Annotated in this window: 12 protein-coding genes; 4 read left to right on the top strand and 8 right to left on the bottom strand. The window is 71.5% G+C overall.

Going from position 1 to position 17,076, the window contains the following annotated elements; translation table 11 throughout:
• Positions 1-15: 15 nt before the first annotated feature.
• Positions 16-2,226: an ATP-dependent Clp protease ATP-binding subunit gene (locus tag RI211_RS15820; RefSeq protein WP_187662612.1), complete on the top strand. Its 2,211-nt coding sequence runs from the start codon at positions 16-18 to the stop codon at positions 2,224-2,226.
• A gap of 68 nt (positions 2,227-2,294) precedes the next feature.
• On the opposite strand, the gene RI211_RS15815 is transcribed toward RI211_RS15820, so the two are convergent.
• Positions 2,295-2,882 (bottom strand): nitroreductase family protein, encoded by a 588-nt coding sequence (locus RI211_RS15815; RefSeq protein ID WP_187662611.1) that lies wholly within the window; start codon positions 2,880-2,882, stop codon positions 2,295-2,297.
• A 99-nt stretch (positions 2,883-2,981) separates the two neighbouring features.
• Complete coding sequence (locus RI211_RS15810) at positions 2,982-3,890, bottom strand: LysR family transcriptional regulator (RefSeq protein ID WP_315636519.1); 909 nt, start codon at positions 3,888-3,890, stop codon at positions 2,982-2,984.
• A 138-nt stretch (positions 3,891-4,028) separates the two neighbouring features.
• On the opposite strand from RI211_RS15810, the gene RI211_RS15805 reads away from it, so the two are divergent.
• On the top strand, positions 4,029-7,523 hold the full coding sequence (locus RI211_RS15805; RefSeq protein ID WP_315636517.1) for a bifunctional proline dehydrogenase/L-glutamate gamma-semialdehyde dehydrogenase: 3,495 nt from the start codon (positions 4,029-4,031) through the stop codon (positions 7,521-7,523).
• Positions 7,524-7,608: 85 nt separating this feature from the next.
• Here the strand turns inward: RI211_RS15805 and RI211_RS15800 are convergent, their stop codons facing one another.
• From RI211_RS15800 to RI211_RS15780, 5 genes are all read right to left on the bottom strand, one after another.
• Positions 7,609-8,691, bottom strand: a complete 1,083-nt coding sequence (locus RI211_RS15800) for an ABC transporter permease (RefSeq protein WP_315636515.1) — start codon at positions 8,689-8,691, stop codon at positions 7,609-7,611.
• On the bottom strand, positions 8,688-9,572 hold the full coding sequence (locus tag RI211_RS15795) for an ABC transporter ATP-binding protein (RefSeq protein ID WP_187664243.1): 885 nt from the start codon (positions 9,570-9,572) through the stop codon (positions 8,688-8,690). Before RI211_RS15795 ends, RI211_RS15800 begins: the two co-directional genes overlap by 4 nt.
• A gap of 106 nt (positions 9,573-9,678) precedes the next feature.
• Positions 9,679-10,860, bottom strand: a complete 1,182-nt coding sequence (locus tag RI211_RS15790; RefSeq protein WP_315636513.1) for a benzoate/H(+) symporter BenE family transporter — start codon at positions 10,858-10,860, stop codon at positions 9,679-9,681.
• A 38-nt stretch (positions 10,861-10,898) separates the two neighbouring features.
• A complete protein-coding gene (locus tag RI211_RS15785) occupies positions 10,899-11,588 on the bottom strand; it encodes a response regulator (RefSeq protein ID WP_315636511.1) in 690 nt (229 codons plus the stop codon).
• Positions 11,585-12,838 carry a sensor histidine kinase gene (locus RI211_RS15780; protein WP_315636509.1) on the bottom strand — a complete coding sequence of 418 codons (1,254 nt, stop codon included), beginning with the start codon at positions 12,836-12,838 and terminating at the stop codon, positions 11,585-11,587. Before RI211_RS15780 ends, RI211_RS15785 begins: the two co-directional genes overlap by 4 nt.
• 79 nt (positions 12,839-12,917) lie before the next feature.
• Between RI211_RS15780 and RI211_RS15775 the strand changes: the two genes are divergently transcribed.
• Together RI211_RS15775 and RI211_RS15770 are read left to right on the top strand one after the other, a co-directional pair.
• Positions 12,918-14,093: an MFS transporter gene (locus RI211_RS15775; RefSeq protein WP_315636506.1), complete on the top strand. Its 1,176-nt coding sequence runs from the start codon at positions 12,918-12,920 to the stop codon at positions 14,091-14,093.
• A 139-nt stretch (positions 14,094-14,232) separates the two neighbouring features.
• Positions 14,233-16,251 (top strand): carboxypeptidase regulatory-like domain-containing protein, encoded by a 2,019-nt coding sequence (locus RI211_RS15770; RefSeq protein ID WP_315636503.1) that lies wholly within the window; start codon positions 14,233-14,235, stop codon positions 16,249-16,251.
• On the opposite strand, the gene RI211_RS15765 is transcribed toward RI211_RS15770, so the two are convergent.
• Positions 16,248-17,057, bottom strand: coding sequence for an HAD family hydrolase (locus tag RI211_RS15765; protein ID WP_315636502.1), 810 nt, complete (start codon positions 17,055-17,057; stop codon positions 16,248-16,250). The genes RI211_RS15770 and RI211_RS15765 overlap by 4 nt on opposite strands.
• Positions 17,058-17,076: the final 19 nt, after the last annotated feature.

Here is a 17,076-nt window from a genome sequence, read left to right as displayed (position 1 = left end):
CTCCAGGAGGAGCGCATGACCACCCCGCAGACCGGATCCCCAAACCAGGAACAGCAGTCCGCCCTCGAGCAGTTCGGCATCAACCTGACCGACCGCGCCCGCGAGGGCAAGCTCGACCCCGTCATCGGACGGGACAGTGAGATCCGGCGCGTCAGCCAGGTGCTCACTCGTCGCACCAAGAACAACCCGGTGCTGATCGGCGAGCCCGGCGTCGGCAAGACGGCGGTGGTCGAAGGGCTCGCGCAGCGCATCGTCGCGGGCGACGTCGCGGAGTCCCTCAAGGACAAGGAGCTCGTCTCGCTCGACATCTCCGCCCTCGTCGCGGGCGCCATGTACCGCGGCCAGTTCGAGGAGCGCCTGAAGCAGGTCCTCAAGGAGATCACCGAGTCGGACGGCCAGGTCATCACGTTCATCGACGAGCTGCACGTGCTCATGGGTGCGGGCGGCGGCGAGGGCTCGGTCGCGGCGTCGAACATGCTCAAGCCGATGCTGGCCCGCGGCGAGCTGCGGCTCATCGGCGCCACCACGCTCAACGAGTACCGCGAGTTCATCGAGAAGGACGCCGCCCTCGAGCGCCGCTTCCAGCAGGTGTACGTCGGCGAACCGACCGTCGAGGACACGATCGCGATCCTCCGCGGGCTCAAGGGCCGCTACGAGGCGCACCACGGAGTGACCATCTCCGACAGCGCCCTCGTGGCCGCGGCCTCGCTGTCCAACCGCTATCTGCCCGCGCGGCAGCTGCCGGACAAGGCCATCGACCTGATCGACGAGTCGATGTCGCGCCTGAAGATGGAGATCGACTCCTCTCCGGTCGAGATCGACCAGCTCAAGCGCCAGGTCGACCGGCTGAAGCTGGAGGAGCTCGCGCTCAAGCGGGAGAAGGACGCCGCGTCCAAGGAGCGTCTCGGCACCCTCCGGGAGAACCTCGTCGAGCTCGAGAAGGAGCTCGCCGGACTCGAAGCCCGATGGGCGCGCGAGCGACAGGGCCTCAACCGGGTCGGGGAGCTGAAGAAGCAGCTCGACGACGCGATCACCCAGCGCGACCTCGCCATGCGCAACGCCGACTACACGAAGGCGTCGAAGCTCGAGTACGAGACGATCAAGCGCCTGGAGCGCGACATCGCGGAGGCGGAGCAGGCCGAGGCCACCGCCTCGAGCGAGCCGCGCATGGTGAACGAGCAGGTCACCGAGGAGGACATCGCGGCCGTGATCGCGGCCTGGACGGGCATCCCGGTCGGGCGGCTGCTGCAGGGGGAGAGCGAGAAGCTGCTGCACCTGGAGAACGAGCTCGGCAAGCGTCTCATCGGCCAGAAGGATGCCGTCAAGGCGGTGTCCGACGCCGTGCGCCGCTCGCGGGCGGGCATCAGCGATCCCGGTCGTCCCACCGGCTCGTTCCTGTTCCTCGGACCGACCGGCGTCGGCAAGACCGAGCTGGCCAAGGCGCTCGCGCAGTTCCTCTTCGACGACGAGCACGCCATGGTGCGCATCGACATGTCGGAGTACGGCGAGAAGCACTCGGTCTCCCGGCTCGTCGGCGCCCCTCCCGGGTACGTCGGATACGAGCAGGGCGGTCAGCTCACCGAGGCCGTGCGGCGTCGTCCCTACAGCGTGATCCTGCTCGACGAGGTCGAGAAGGCGCACCCCGAGGTGTTCGACGTGCTGCTGCAGGTGCTCGACGACGGGCGGCTGACCGACGGGCAGGGGCGCACGGTCGACTTCTCGAACGTGATCCTCATCCTGACCTCCAACCTGGGCTCGCCGATCCTCATCGACCCCGTGCTCTCCGTGGAGGAGAAGCGGGAGCAGGTGATGGCGCTCGTGCGCCAGGCGTTCCGGCCGGAGTTCCTGAACCGTCTCGATGACATCGTGATGTTCCAGGCGCTCACCGAGGACGACCTCGCGCAGATCGTGGAGCTGTCGGTCGACCAGCTGCACGACCGGCTGCGCGACCGTCGCCTCACGCTGGCGGTCACTCCTGGGGCGCGGTCGTGGCTGGCCGAGCGCGGTTACGACCCGGTGTTCGGCGCCCGCCCGCTGCGTCGCCTCATCCAGACCGAGGTGCAGAACAAGCTCGCGACCGCCCTCCTCTCGGGTGGCGTGCACGACGGCGACACCGTCCGGGTGGACGTGGCGGCCGACGGCACGGGCCTCGTGCTCACGGCGACGACCCCCGAGCCGGAGGTCGAGGACGACGACGTGATCGAGGCGGAGCTGCTCGACGACTGATCCCGACCGGCACATAGCGAGAAGGCCCGGTATGCGCGACGCATACCGGGCCTTTCGTGTGTCGATGCTCAGGCGCTGAGAACGACCGTCTCCGCGATCGGACGACGCACGCGCGGGGCGACCTCGCGCTCCTGCAGCACCTCCGGCAGGGCCTCGATGTCGCCGAACTCGCCGACGGCGATGACGGTGGCGGGGGTGAAGCGCGCCTCCAGGTCGGCGAACTCGCGGACGACCTCGGGGTCGAAGCCGCTCATCTGGTGCACGACGAGGCCGTCGTGGTGGGCCTGCACGGAGAAGTGCGCCACGGCCTGGCCGAGGTCGTAGAACGCGTGGCTGATCGGCGTGCCGTCGGCGGTCGCGGTCTCGGCGATCGCGACGACGAGCACGGCCGCGTTGCCGGCCCAGGCCTGGTTGAAGCCCATGAGCGCGTCGACGATCTGGGCGTGCAGGGCGGTGCCGCGGCGGGCGACGATGAAGCGCCACGGCTGGATGTTGTTGGCGGAGGGGCTCCAGCGGGCGGCCTCGAGGGCGGTGGCGAGCTTGGCCTCGTCGATCGGATGCTGCGCGTCGTACGCGCGGGGGCTCCAGCGGCCGGCGAGGACGTCGAGGACGGGGTGCTCGGTCGGGGCGGTGCGGTCGATGACGGGAGTGCTCACGGAAGTGCCTTTCGGACGGAGGGGATCGGACACCGTCGTCCGCGTACACGGGGGATGAACCGATGCATGTGCATGCATATTCCCGGAGGTCGGTTCGCGTCAGTCCAGGAGGTTGCGGGAGGCGGCGTCGGCGAGCGCGGCGCGGACGGCGCGGATCGAGGGGGCGTCCGCGGACACCCGCCGCGCGGAGGAGAAGATCTCCCGGCGCGGTTCCTGCGGGAGCGGGGCGAGGTCGACCGTCGGGGTGTCGCCCGCCCACACGAGCTCGGGGAGGAGCCCCACCGCGAGCCCGGCGTGGATGAGCCGGACGTGCGCGGTGAGGTCGGCGAGCTCGAAACGCACGTCCGGCTCGAACCCGGCGGTGCGACAGAGCTGCTCGGCCCACGCGCGGGACGCCGTGCCGGCAGGCTCGAGCACCCACGGCTCCGCGCGGGTGGCCCACAGGGCGGCGACGGGGTCGGCGGCTCCCGCAGCTCCGGGGCGCCGGGCGAGGGCGATGGCGTCGTGGGCGAGCACGACACGGTCGAGATCGGCGTGGATGGGGCGTGTGCGCCCCGGATACTGCTCGGCGAGGATGAGGTCGTAGTCGCGGCTGGAGACGCCCACCAGGCCGGATTCCGGGTCGCGCTCGGTCACCTCGACGCGCAGGGCGGGGTGGCGCTCGCCGAGGGCCGCGAGGGCGCGGGGCAGCAGGGAGTGCGCGGTGGACTGGAACACCGCGAGGCGCACGGTGCCGGTCACCTCGGTGAGCGACTCGGCGACGGCGACCTGGGCGTGCTCGAGCTGATCGAGGATGCCGATGGCCTCGGCGACCAGCACGTTCCCCTGCGGCGTGAACTGCACCCCGCGACCGACCCGACGCAGCAGTGGCACCCCGACATCGCGCTCCAGTGCGGCGAGCTGTTGGGACACGGACGCCTTGCTGTAGGACAGCGCGTCGGCCACCGCGGAGAGCGTGCCGCGGCGCGACAGTTCCACGAGCAGACGCAGGCGGTGGACGTCTAGCACGACGGTTCCGATCGTTCGGGATGAGTGAACAGAATCCACTCGAATCGGTTGATAGACGGAGCCTACCGAGCGGCTGGACAATGATCCAGCCGCACACGACACCCGGGTGTGCGAGGCCGAGGAAGGTACCCCCGCCCCATGACCGTCATCGACGACACCACCCCCCGCACCGAAGAGGTCGCCGCGCTCGTGCAGCGCTGGCTCGCCGAGAGCGAGACCCACCCGGTCGAGCCGGCCGCCCAGCGCCTCTCCGAGGTGCTCAAGGACCCGAACGGACTGGACTTCACCGTCGGCTTCGTCGACGGCGTCATGCGTCCGGAGGACCTGCGGGTCGCCGGCCGCAAGCTCGCCGAGCTGTCGGACATCACGCCCACGCTGCTGCCCGGCTACCTCCGGGCCGCCATCAAGGCCGGCGGGTTCTGGGCGCCGAAGCTCCCGAACGTCGTCGTCCCGATCTCGCGGCGCGTGCTGCGGGCCATGGTCGGCCACCTCGTGCTCGACGCGACGCCGTCCAAGCTCGGCCCGGCCATCGCCAAGCTCCGCAAGACCGGCAACCGTCTGAACCTCAACCTCCTCGGCGAGGCCGTGCTCGGAGAGCGCGAGGCGGGCCGCCGACTGCAGGGCACGTACGACTTCCTCGCCCGCCCGGACGTCGACTACGTCTCGATCAAGGTCTCGAGCGTCGTCAGTCAGCTCTCCATGTGGTCGTTCGACGAGGCCGTCGCCGATGTCGTGGAGAAGCTCACCCCGCTGTACCGGCTCGCGGCGAAGGCCGAGGCGAAGGGGGCCCGCACCGGGACGCAGAAGTTCATCAACCTCGACATGGAGGAGTACCGCGACCTCGACCTGACCATCGCGGCCTTCACGAGCATCCTCGACCAGCCGGGCCTGGAGGACCTCGAGGCCGGCATCGTGCTGCAGGCGTATCTCCCCGATGCGCTCGGCGCCATGCAGCGGCTCCAGGAGTGGGCGGCCGCGCGCCGCGCCAAGGGCGGAGCGCCGATCAAGGTGCGCGTGGTCAAGGGCGCGAACCTCGCGATGGAGGAGGTCGACGCGAAAGTGCACGGCTGGCCGCTCGCGACCTACGGCACCAAGCAGGACTCCGACACGAACTACAAGCGCGTGCTCGACTGGGCGATGACGCCCGAGCGGCTCGACGCCGTGCGTATCGGCGTCGCCGGTCACAACCTCTTCGACATCGCGTACACGTGGCTGCTCGCGAAGGCCCGTGGTGTGACCGGCCCTTCGACAGGCTCAGGGACCCAGGGGCAGAAGGGTGCCCTCGTGGAGTACGAGATGCTGCTCGGCATGGCGACCGGGCAGGCCGAGGCCGTCCGCAAGGACGTCGGCCGTCTCCTGCTCTACACGCCGGTCGTGAACCCGGCGGAGTTCGATGTCGCCATCGCCTACCTCGTGCGGCGCCTCGAGGAGAACGCGAGCCCCGAGAACTTCATGTCCGCCGTGTTCGAGCTGGCCTCGAACCCGACCCTGCTCACCCGCGAGCGGGAGCGCTTCGAGCGCTCGCTCGCCGCGCTCGTCGCCGACCCGTCGGTGCCGGGCCCGAACCGCACGCAGGACCGCACGGCTCCGCGCCCCGCCGCCACGACGGACGGCTTCGCGAACGAGCCCGACACCGATCCCGCGCTCGCCGCGAACCGCGCGTGGGGCCGGGAGATCCTGCAGCGCTCGGTCTCCTCGACGCTCGGCCGGGACGCGATCGCCGCGGCCCGCATCGAGACCGACGCCGAGCTGGACGCCGTGTTCGCCGCCGCCACGTCCGCCGCCGAGAAATGGGCAGCGCTTCCCGCCGCCGAGCGCGCCGCCGTCCTGCACCGCGCGGGCGACGAGCTCGCCGCCCGCCGCGGCGAGCTGCTGGAGATCATGGCGCACGAAGCCGGCAAGACCATCGCCGAGGCCGACCCCGAGGTCAGCGAGGCGATCGACTTCGCGCACTACTACGCCGAGAGGGCGAAGGATCTCGAGGCCATCCCCGGCGCCGAGTTCGTGCCGTCGAAGGTGACCGTGGTCACGCCGCCGTGGAACTTCCCCGTGGCGATCCCCGCCGGCGGTGTGCTGGCCGGCCTCGCCTCCGGATCCGGCGTGATCATCAAGCCCGCGAAGCTCACCCAGCGGTGCGGCGCCGTGATGGTCGAGGCGCTGTGGGCCGCGGGCGTCCCGCGCGATCTGCTCGCCCTCGTCGACCTCGCCTCCCGCGACCTCGGCACCCGCCTGGTGGCGAGCCCACAGGTCGACCGGGTCATCCTCACCGGGGCCTACGAGACCGCACAGCTGTTCCGCTCCTTCCGGGCCGACCTGCCGCTGCTCGCCGAGACCAGCGGCAAGAACGCGATCATCGTGACGCCGTCGGCCGACCTCGACCTCGCCGCCGCCGACGTCGCCCGCAGCGCGTTCGGCCACGCCGGTCAGAAGTGCTCCGCGGCGTCCCTGGCGATCCTCGTCGGGTCGGTGGCGGACTCGAAGCGCTTCGAGCGGCAGCTCGTGGACGCGGTCACCTCGATGCGCGTCGGGCTTCCCGACGACCCCGCCACGCAGATGGGGCCGATCATCGAGCCCGCGAACGGCAAGCTCCTCACCGCGCTCACCACTCTCGACAAGGGCGAGCGCTGGCTGGTCGAGCCCCGGAAGCTCGATGACGAGGGGAAGCAGTGGACACCGGGGGTGAAGACCGGCGTGCGCGAGGGCTCGTACTTCCACCTCACCGAGTTCTTCGGACCCGTGCTCGGCATCATGCACGCGAAGGACCTCGATGAGGCCATCCGGCTGCAGAACGCGGTCGACTACGGCCTCACCGCGGGGCTGCACTCGCTGGACTCCGCCGAGGTCGCGACCTGGCTGGACCGCGTCGAGGCCGGCAACCTGTATGTGAACCGAGGGATCACCGGCGCCATCGTGCAGCGTCAGCCGTTCGGCGGCTGGAAGCGCTCGGCGGTGGGTGCCGGGGCCAAGGCCGGCGGCCCGAACTACCTCTTCGGTCTGGGCGAGTGGCGTGCGGGCGAGCTGCCCGCCGCGGCTCCGGGCGCGGCGGTGACCCCCGCGGTGACCGGGCTGCTGGAGGCCGCTGCTCCCGAGCTCGACCCCGTGGGCATCGAGTGGCTGCATCGTGCCGCGGCCGCCGACGAGCGCGCGTGGATCGACGAGTTCGGAGCCGTGAGCGACAAGTCCGGACTCGGCGTCGAGCGCAACGTGTTCCGGTACCGTCCCGTGGCCGTCGACGTCCGCATCGCCGAGGACGCGCCGCTCGCCGAGGGAGTCCGGGTGCTCGCCGCTGCCCTGCGCAGCGGCAGCCCGTTCACCGTGTCGGCCGCGTCGCTGCCGTCCCGCGTGGAGAAGGCGCTCAAGACCCAGGGCGTGACCGTGAAGACCGAGTCCGATTCCGCGTGGACCAAGCGCTACGCGAAGGGGGCCCGGTCGTGGCAGCGGGTGCGGCTCGTTGGCGGCGACGCCGGCGCGCTGCACACGGCCCTCGACGGCAGCCCCGACGTCGCGGTCTGGTCGCACGCCGTGACCGGAGCGGGCCGGGTGGAGATGCTCCCGTTCCTGCACGAGCAGGCCGTGTCGATCACCAACCACCGCTTCGGCAACCCCACCACGCTCTCCGAGGGCATCCTCTGACGCCGAGACCCCGGGTACACGTCGAGACCCCCTGCTGCACGCGCGTGCAGCAGGGGGTCTCGACGCGAAAGCGGGGTCTCGGGAGTCAGCCGCGCAGAGCCTCGGCGAGCTTCACCCGCGAGCCCATCCGGAGCAGGGAGTTCTCGTAGATCTTCGCGCCGACGACGATCGCCGCGACGCAGCTCGCCAGGAGGATCGCGAGGCTCAGCAGCGGCTCCCACCACTGCGCCTCACCGACGAAGAGACGCATCGGCATTCCGACCGGAGCCGAGAACGGCACGTACGACATGATCGTCAGCACCAACGGGTTGTCGTTGAACACGATCACCAGCACGTACGGCGCCATGATGAGCATCGTGATGGGGGTCGTCGTCGAGCCGATGTCCTCCTGGCGGGAGACCATGGAGGCGGCCGCCGCGAACATCGCCGCGAGCAGGATGAACCCGAACAGGAAGAACACCGCGAACCAGATGATGGGGGCGCCGAGGGTGGTCAGAACCTCGCGTTGACCCGTCACGATGAGGCCGATGGTGGCGACGGCCGCGAGGGCGAGGACCTGCCCCATCGCGAGCACCGTGTTGCCGATGACCTTGCCGGCGAGCAGGGTGCGCGCGGGGATCGCCGACAGCAGCACCTCGACCACCCTGGTCTGCTTCTCCTCGACCACGCTCTGGGCGATGGTGCCGCCGAACGTGGCCGCGGCCATCATGAAGACGAGCCCGAACGCGATCGCGATGAAGTAGCGCAGCAGCGGGTTGATGGTCACCGGCTCGAGGATGACGACCTCGGGCGAGAGCGACAGCCCGGACACGAGCGACCCGGGGGCATCCTCCAGGGCGACGATCGTGTAGCCCGCGGCGTTGTCGCCCGCGAGCACCGCCGCATCGACGTCGCCCTCGCGGACCAGCTCCTCGGCCTCGGCGCGGGAGGCGACCTCGGTCACCTCGACGTCGGGCAGGGCGGACACGGCGCCCGCGGTCTCCGAGGTCACGGCCACCGGCATGGCGTCGTTGTTCTGACTCGCGAAGCCGCCGAACAGCACGCCGGCGAGGGCGATGAGCAGCAGGATGCCGGTCGAGATCAGGAATGCCTTGCTGCGGAGCTTGGAGCCGATCTCCCGCTCGGCGACCAGCCAGATCCCGTTCCGTGCGGGGGTCGAGGCGTTCACTGGATGACCTCCTTGAAGATCTGGGCGAGGGAGGGGTGCTTGGGTGCGAAGCTCGCGACGTCGCCGCGCGCGACCGCAGACTGCAGCACGCGCTGGGCCGTGTCGGGGCCGTCCGCGTCGAAGAGCGCGTAGCCGCCCTCGAAGTCGACGACCGTGACCCCGGGCTCGGTGCGCAGCCACCCGGCGTCCCCCGCGGAGACCAGCTCGTACCGATCGCGGGCGTGCTCGGCGCGGAGTCCGTCCCGGGATCCGGCCGCCCGGATGGTGCCTCCGGCGAGGATGACGAGATCGTCGCAGAGACGCTCGACCACGTCGAGCTGGTGCGAGGAGAAGAGGATCGAGGCGCCGCGGGCCGCGCTGGCCTGCAGGACCCCGGCGACGACGTCAACCGCGAGGGGGTCCAGGCCGGAGAAGGGCTCGTCGAGGATCAGCACCTCGGGGTCGTGCACGAGCGACGCGGCGATCTGCGCGCGCTGCTGGTTGCCCAGTGACAGCGACTCGATCGTGTCGTCGAGGCGCTCGCCGAGCCCGAGCTCCGTGAGCAGCGCGGTCGCCCGCTCCGTCGCCTCCGGCTTGCTGAATCCGTGCAGGCGCGCGAGGTAGACGATCTGCTCCAGGACCTTCATCTTCGGATACAGGCCGCGCTCCTCGGGCATGTAGCCGAAGCGGCGGCGGTCGCTGGTGGTGAGGGGCGCCCCGTCGAGGTCGACCCGTCCGCCGTCCGACGACAGCAGGCCGAGGATGATGCGCATGGTCGTGGTCTTGCCGGCGCCGTTGCCGCCGACGAAGCCGGTGAGGCGGCCCGGCGCGACCGTGAACGACACGTCGTCCAGCACCCGGCGGCTGCCGTAGCTCTTGGTGATGCCGGAGAGTTCCAGCAGTCCGGTTGTCATGTCGTGGTGCTCCGTCCGAAGGTGATCCGCATGATCTTCACGCTATTGAGCACGGGCGGGGCGGGGCATCCCCCGCAGGGGGGACTGCGACGGATCAGCCGCGGGACGGACGGCCGACGTGCAGCACCGTGCGCACGAGCAGGCCGGCGACCAACGCCCAGAACGCCGCACTCACCCCGAGCACCGCGATGCCGGAGGCGGCGACGAGAAACGTGACGACCGCGGGGAGCCGCTCACCGGGGTCGTCGATCGCCTGCTGGACGGCCGCGCCGAAGGCGCCGAACAGCGCCAGCCCCGCGACCGCCGGGATCACCGCCGTCGGGGCGAGCACGACGAGCGTGGCGAAGGCGGCGGAGAACGCGCCCAGCACGAGGTAGGACGCTCCGGTCGAGACACCGGCGAGCCAGCGCCGGGTGGGGTCGGGGTCGGCGTCGGGGGACGCGGCGAGGGCCGCGCTGATGGCGGCGAGGTTGATCGCATGACCGCCCGCCGGAGCGCCGAGCGCCGTGCCGAGACCGGTCACGAGCATCGCCGGACGCCACGGGACCTTGTAGCCGAAGCTGCGCATGATCGCGATACCCGGCACGTTCTGCGACGCCATGGTCACGATGAACAGCGGAAGCGCGATGCCGACCAGGGCCCCGACCGTGAAGGCCGGCATCGTCAGCTCGAACCGCGGCAGGAGGACGGCCGGGTCGACGGGGGTCCCGGCGGAGACCAGCGACAGAGCGACGACCGCGGCCGCGGCGGCGAAGGCCAGCGGCACGGCCCACCGGGGAGCCAGACGGGCGAAGAGCAGCCAGGTCAGCACGACCGGGAGCACACCCCACGGGTTCGCGACGACCCCGGTGATCGGCGCGAGGCAGAGCGGCAGCAGCACCCCTGCCAGCATGGCCTGCGCGATCGACGGCGGGATCCGCGCGATCAGAGCACCGAGTGCGGGCCAGAGCGCCGTGAGGAGGATGAGGGCAGCGGTCACGAGGAAGGCCCCGACCGCGGCGGGCCAGCCGCCCTCGACGCTGCCGGTCGCCACGAGCAGGGCCGCGCCGGGGGTGGACCACGCGGCCGTGATCGGCATCCGGTAGCGCCAGGCCAGCACGATGCAGGCGAGCCCCATCGCGAGGCTCACGGCGAGGAGTCCGCTGGCCGCCTGCGCCGCCGACGCACCGACGGCGTCGAGTCCCGTGAGCACCACCGCGAAGGAGCTCGTGAACCCGACCAGCGCCGTGACGATCCCGGCGATGATCGGACGGGTTACGGGGACGGCGGCGGGCATGGCTCCGAGAGTATCGCGGGGGAGCAGTCCACCTCCGGTCAGGCCAGCCCCATCCGATGCGCGAGCACGACGGCCTGCACGCGGTCCCTGGCGCCGAGCTTCTGGAGGATGCGGGAGACATGGGTCTTCACGGTGGCCTCGCCGATGAACAGCGCACGTGCGATCTCGGCGTTGCTGCGGGCGTCGGCGAGCAGGGTCAGCACCTCGGCCTCCCGCTCGGTCAGCGGCTCCGCGAGCACGGGTATCGCGGGCGCCTTCGCCACCGCGCGGACGGGAGCGGCGCCGGCCTCCGGGGTCGCGCCGGCGAAGCGGGTGAGGACGCGGCGGGTCACTTCGGGTGCCAGCATGCCGTCCCCCGCCGCGAGAGCGCGCACCGCGGAGATGAGGTCCTCGGCGCCCGCGTTCTTCAGGAGGAATCCGCTCGCGCCGGCTTCGAGCGCCTGGTAGAGGTAGTCGTCGCGGTCGAACGTCGTCACGATCGCGATCGCGGCGCCCACCGACGGGTCGGCGACGAGGCGGCGCGTCGCCTCGATCCCGTCCATGTCGGGCATCTGCACATCCATCGTGATGACGTCAGGGCGCAGCGCGGCGGCCTGCGCGACGGCCTCGGCTCCTGTCGAGGCCTCTCCGACGACCGCGATGTCGGGCTGGGTGTCGAGGATCGTGCGGAATCCCGCGCGGAGAAGGGCGTGATCGTCGACGAGGAGCACCCGGATCGGCGCGGTCATCGTGCGCCCTCCGGCACGGCCGTGCCGAGCGGCACCCGCGCCCGGACCCGCAGGCCCCCGGCGACGCGCGGAGCGATCTCGAACGTGCCGCCGGAGGCCGCCGCGCGCTCCCGCATGCCGAGCTGTCCGAGACCGGGTCGCAGCTGGGCGATGGCGCGGCCGGTGTTCACGACCTCGACCTCCACGCCGTTGTCGTCGTAACGCACGCGCACGTCCGCGGTCGCCCCCGGTCCGGCGTGCCGACGGGCGTTGGTCAGCGATTCCTGTGCGATCCGGTACAGGTTCACGGCGACGAGCGAGGGAACGGGCACCGGATCGCCGATCACGGTGTACGCGGTGGGGAGACCCGCCTCGGTCGATGCCTGCGCGAGCGCCGCGATGTCGTCGAGGGAGACGGTCGACGCCGACTCGGTCGTGTCGCCGCCGGGAGTGCGCAGCGTCTCCAGCAGCTGGCGCAGCTCCTGGATCGCGTCCCGCGCGGAGGACTCGATCCCGGAGAGGATGCGCGCCGACTGGGCAGGATCGCTCTCGAGCACGAGGCGCGCGGCGCCCGCCTGCACGCCCATCACCGACACGTGGTGGGCGACGACGTCGTGCAGCTCCCTGGCGATCCGCACCCGGTCGAGGGCCACCGCCTGCGCCGCGGTGACCTCGCGCTCGCGCTCCAGTTCGCGGGTGCGCTCTTCCAGCACGGTGCGCTGCTCGGCTGCCGCCCAGGAGCGCTCGCCGAAGTAATAGGCACCGCCGAAGTACAGGGCGTTGAGGAGGATCTGGATGAGCATGAACGCCACGTAGGGCGACATGGCTCCGGCGACGACGTCCGCCTTGTCCGCCTCGCTGATGGCGTCGCGGTACATGGTGATGAGGAGCCACACGAACATGCCGACGATGATGGCGACGCGGACGACGAGGGCCTTCCGGCGATCGTTCATCCAGGCGCCGACCGTGTAGAGCGCGATGAACATCGCGATATTGCCGACGTAGATCTCCGGTACCCGGATCGTCACAGCCGTGAAGTAGGCCAGCGACACCACGACGGCCACGGTGCCGGGCCAGCGCCGTCGGAACCCGAGCGGCGCCGCCACGACGACGGCGTAGACGAGCGCGGTCCACAGCGGAGCCTGCTCGTCGCCGTAGACCTGGGCGATGGAGGAGAGCGCCGCGCTGAGGATCGCGCCGACGAAGAGGACGAGCGCGAGGAGGAGGTCGCCGCGCTGGTCGCGCAGGGTCGGCGTCCGGGTGAAGGCCATCCCTCCACCGTAGGGCGGGGGCTGTCGCGCGGCATCCCCCGTGCGACGGACGCGGGCGGTACGTCTGCCAGGATCAGGTGTGACCTCCTCGACGCGCCCGCGCCTGGCACCGCTCTACCTCGCCGGCTTCACCACCGCGTTCGGCGCGCACGGCATCGCCGCGGCCCTCGGCGCCGAGACCGAGGACATCGGCTGGACGCTGCTGGCGTTCGGTTTCACGCTCGCGCTGTACGACCTCGCCGAGGTGTTGCTGAAACCGCTCTTCGGCGCCCTCAGCGACCGGGTCGGCGTGCGGCCGGTGATCGTCGGCGGGCTGCTGGCCTTCGCCGCGTTCTCGATGGTCGGAGCTCTGGCCCCCGGCATGTTCGGTCTCGTGATCGCGCGCTTCGGCCAGGGAGCCGCGGCCTCCGCGTTCTCGCCGGCCTCGTCCGCTGCGGTGGCGCGGTTGACGGACGAGGCGTCGCGTGGCCGGTACTTCGGGCGCTACGGCTCCTGGAAGAGTCTCGGCTACGCCCTCGGCCCGCTGCTCGGCGCGGTGCTCGTGGTGGCCGGAGGGAGCCCTGCCCTGTTCTGGGCCCTCGCCGTGCTCGGACTCGCGGCAGCCGGATGGGTGCTCCTCGCCGTCCCCGCCGTGCCCGTGCTGCCGCGGAAGCGGGTGACGCTCGTCGACCTCGGCCGGGAGCTCCTCGCCCCGGGGTTCCTCGTCCCCACCCTCGTGCTGGCGGCCACGACCGGTGCGCTCGCCGTGGCCGTGGGGTTCCTCCCGCTGCTCGGGCGACAGGCCGGGCTCGGCACGGTGGGCAGCATGGCGATCGTCACGGTGCTGGCGATCGTGTCGAGCATCGTGCAGCCGTTCGTCGGCGCGGCGCACGACCGCGGTCGGCTCTCCGTCCGTCTCGAGGCGGTCGGCGGGCTGCTCCTGATCGGCGTCGGCATCGGGCTCACCGCGCTGTGGGTGACGCCGATCGTGCTGTGCGTCACGGGCGTGCTGGTCGGCGCCGGGGTGGGCCTGGCGACGCCGGTGGCGTTCTCCCACTTGGCGGCATCGACGCCCGCGGAACGCATGGGACGCACGATGGGCAGTGCGGAACTGGGCCGGGAGCTGGGCGACGCGGGTGGCCCGTTGGTCGCCGGGGCCGTGGCGACGGCGACGGTGCCGGCGGTCGGAATCGGCGTCATCGCGGCGCTCACGGCGGGGGCGGGCGCCCTGGCTCTCCTCGGTCTGCGACCGCCACCCGTGCTCCGGACGGAGTAGCTCTTTCCTATGACGTCGCTATTCCCTTCCGATGCCTCGATCCTCTACATTCGGAGAAGGCAATGCCGCGGGATCGGCAGGACTCGGGGTCGACCGCGACAGCACAGGGCTGCGCCGGCCTCCTTCGGAGGGTGGGGACATGGCCCGACGACGCGCGATCAGTCAGGCTGTTCTCGGCGGAATCGCCGCGCTGGCACTGGTATTCGGCGGGGTGACGTCCGCGTCCGCGGCTGCACCGGAGGGCAGTATCTCCGGCACGGTGACGGCGGCCGCCGACGGTAGTCCGCTCGTGGGCGTGACCGTGATCGCGACGGCGGAGGACGGGCAGATCGAGGCGCAGGCACTCACCGATCAGGCCGGCGCCTATTCTCTGAACGAGCTGATCGACGGCGACTGGGTCGTGCGTTTCACCGCCCCGGGATTCGCCGACGAGTATTGGAACGACACGACGGAGTCCTGGCGCGCTGAGCGGGTCACGGTCGTGGAGGGTTCCGCGGTCACGGGGATCGACGCCGCTCTGGCGCCGCTGCCGACCGGGTCCATCACCGGCACGGTGACCCGCGAAGACGACGGCACGGCCGTCGCCGGCGTCACCGTGACGGCCAGTGGGCCGAACGGTGCCTGGGCCATGGACACCAGCGACGCCGACGGACGCTACACGCTGAGAGGTCTCGTCGACGGCTCGCATGTCGTCATGTTCTTCGCGGACGGGACGGATCTCAAGCGGGAGTACTGGCAGGGGGCGTCTACCTTCGACGCGGCCACCCCGGTCGTCATCGCCGACGGGCAGGCCGTCGAGGGCGTCGACGCCACCCTGGCGCAGGGCGGTGCCATCGGCGGCACGGTGAGCCGAGAGGACGACGGCACGCCGCTCGAGGGCGTCGTCGTGAACGTCCTCGACGCACGCAACGAGATCGTGAGCGCAGCGACCACCGGCGTCGACGGCACATACGAGGTCGGCGGCATCCCCGCGGGTTCGTACCGGCTGCAGTTCGGTCCCGCCGACCCCGCTCTGGCTGCGGAGTACTGGGATGACTCCTACACCTGGTCGGAAGCGACGCTCATCACGGTGACGGAGCTGCAGACCGTGACCGGGGTCGACGCGGCACTCGCCGCCTACGGCTACATCAGCGGTGCCGTGACACGCGAGGCCGATGGGGAGCCTATGCCGGCGGCTGTGGCGTTCTATGCCGCGGACCGCGGCCTGGACGTCTGGTACACCGACACCGCGAGCGACGGCACCTACCGGGTCCCCGTCGTGCCGGGAACCTATCGGGTGCTGTTCCACACCCTCGAGCGGGGCTACGCCGAGGAGTACTGGCAGGACGCGTTCCTGTGGGAGGAGGCGACGCTCGTCACCGTCACCGCAGCGGCTGAGATCACGGGTATCGATGCGGGACTCGAGAAGGTCGGCACGGTCACGGGCACGGTCTCGTTCGGTGCCACGGCGACGAAGAGCGTCGTCGAGGCCTGGAGCGGACAGTACCTCGTGACGTCCACGCGCGTGGATGTGGAGACAGGGGGCTACTCGTTCACGTTGCCGGCGGGATCGTACGTCCTCAAGGCGACGGCCACCTTCGCCGACGGCTCGACCGCCCAGCCGCAGTTCTTCGACGGCGTCGCCACAGCGGCCGAGGCGACGCCGGTCAGGGTCCCGGAAGGGCAGACCGTATCCGGTATCGACTTCGCTCTGAACCCGCGCACCGGTCTTCCGGAGCCCGAGCCGCAGGCGAAGCTCGCTCTCTCCGCCGAGTCCATCGTCGCGGGCGGGGAGATCACCGTGTCCGGGACCGGATTCACCGCACGCGAGAAGATCACCGTGGAGCTGCGCTCTGACCCGGTGGTCCTGGGGACGCTGACCGCCGGAGCCGACGGTGCTGTGTCCGGCGTCTACCGCATCCCGGCAAGCACCCCTGCGGGCACTCACACCATCGTGGCGCTGGACGCGCAGGGCATGATTCTCGCGAGTGCGACGGTGCGCGTCGCGGCCTCCGCGTCTGGCGGTGTGGCGACCCCGCCGGAGGGCGAGGATGCGCTCGCGACGACGGGTGGCGAGCTGTCATCGTTCGCGCTGGCTATGGGCATGGGGCTGCTGCTCGCGGGAGGGTTGCTCCTGCGCCGTCGCCGCGCGCTGCCCCTCGACGCTCTCGGGCGTTAGCCTCCGCCGAGCAGGCGCTCGATCACGCGGGCCACGCCGTCCTCGTCGTTGGTCGCGGTGGTCTCGTCCGCGGCCTCCTGCACGACGGGTTCCGCGTGCGCCATCGCCACGCCGCGACCGGCCCAGCGGAGCATCTCGACATCGTTGAGGGCGTCTCCGAACGCCACGACGTCGGAGCGATCGATGCCGAGGTGCGTGCAGAGGCGCGCGAGTCCCGTGGCCTTCGTGACGCCCTGCGCCATGACCTCGACGAACGGGGCGCCGGACAGCGTGGCCTCGAACCCGGTGAGCCCGAGGGACCGCAGGGTCTCGAAGAGGGCGGCGGGCGCGAGCTCGGGGTGCCGGATCACGAGTTTGAGCGTCGGCGCGGCCAGCACCTCGTCCAGCGGGACGCCGCCCATGGTCGCGGGGTCGCGCTTGTGGTCGGACAGCTGCGCGATCGCCGCATAGCCGTGCTGCGCGACGAACGTCTCGCCGCCCTCCCGTACGCTCGCGAAGAGCAGGCCGGGGACGCTGGCGCGCAGCGCGTCGGCGAGAGTGCGGAGGGTCGCGGGCGGCAGCTCCTCGGCGAACAGCATGCGGCCCTCGGTGAGATGCGTCGCGTACGCGCCGTTGCCGCACAGCGCCCACCCGTCGAATCCGGCGTCGGCGGCGATCACGCGAAGGCCGATGGGCTGGCGGGCGGTGACCGGCACCACCGCGACACCGGCGTCCCGCGCGGCATCGAGCGCCGCACGGGTGCGCGGCGACACCGCGGATGAGCTGTCGAGCAGCGTGCCGTCGAGGTCGGTCGCGATCAGCCGCATGGGATGAGTCTCTGAGCCT

Source organism: Microbacterium meiriae (assembly GCF_032364335.1).
Classification (GTDB): domain Bacteria; phylum Actinomycetota; class Actinomycetes; order Actinomycetales; family Microbacteriaceae; genus Microbacterium; species Microbacterium meiriae.
This window is presented reverse-complemented; position numbering and strand designations above follow the sequence as displayed.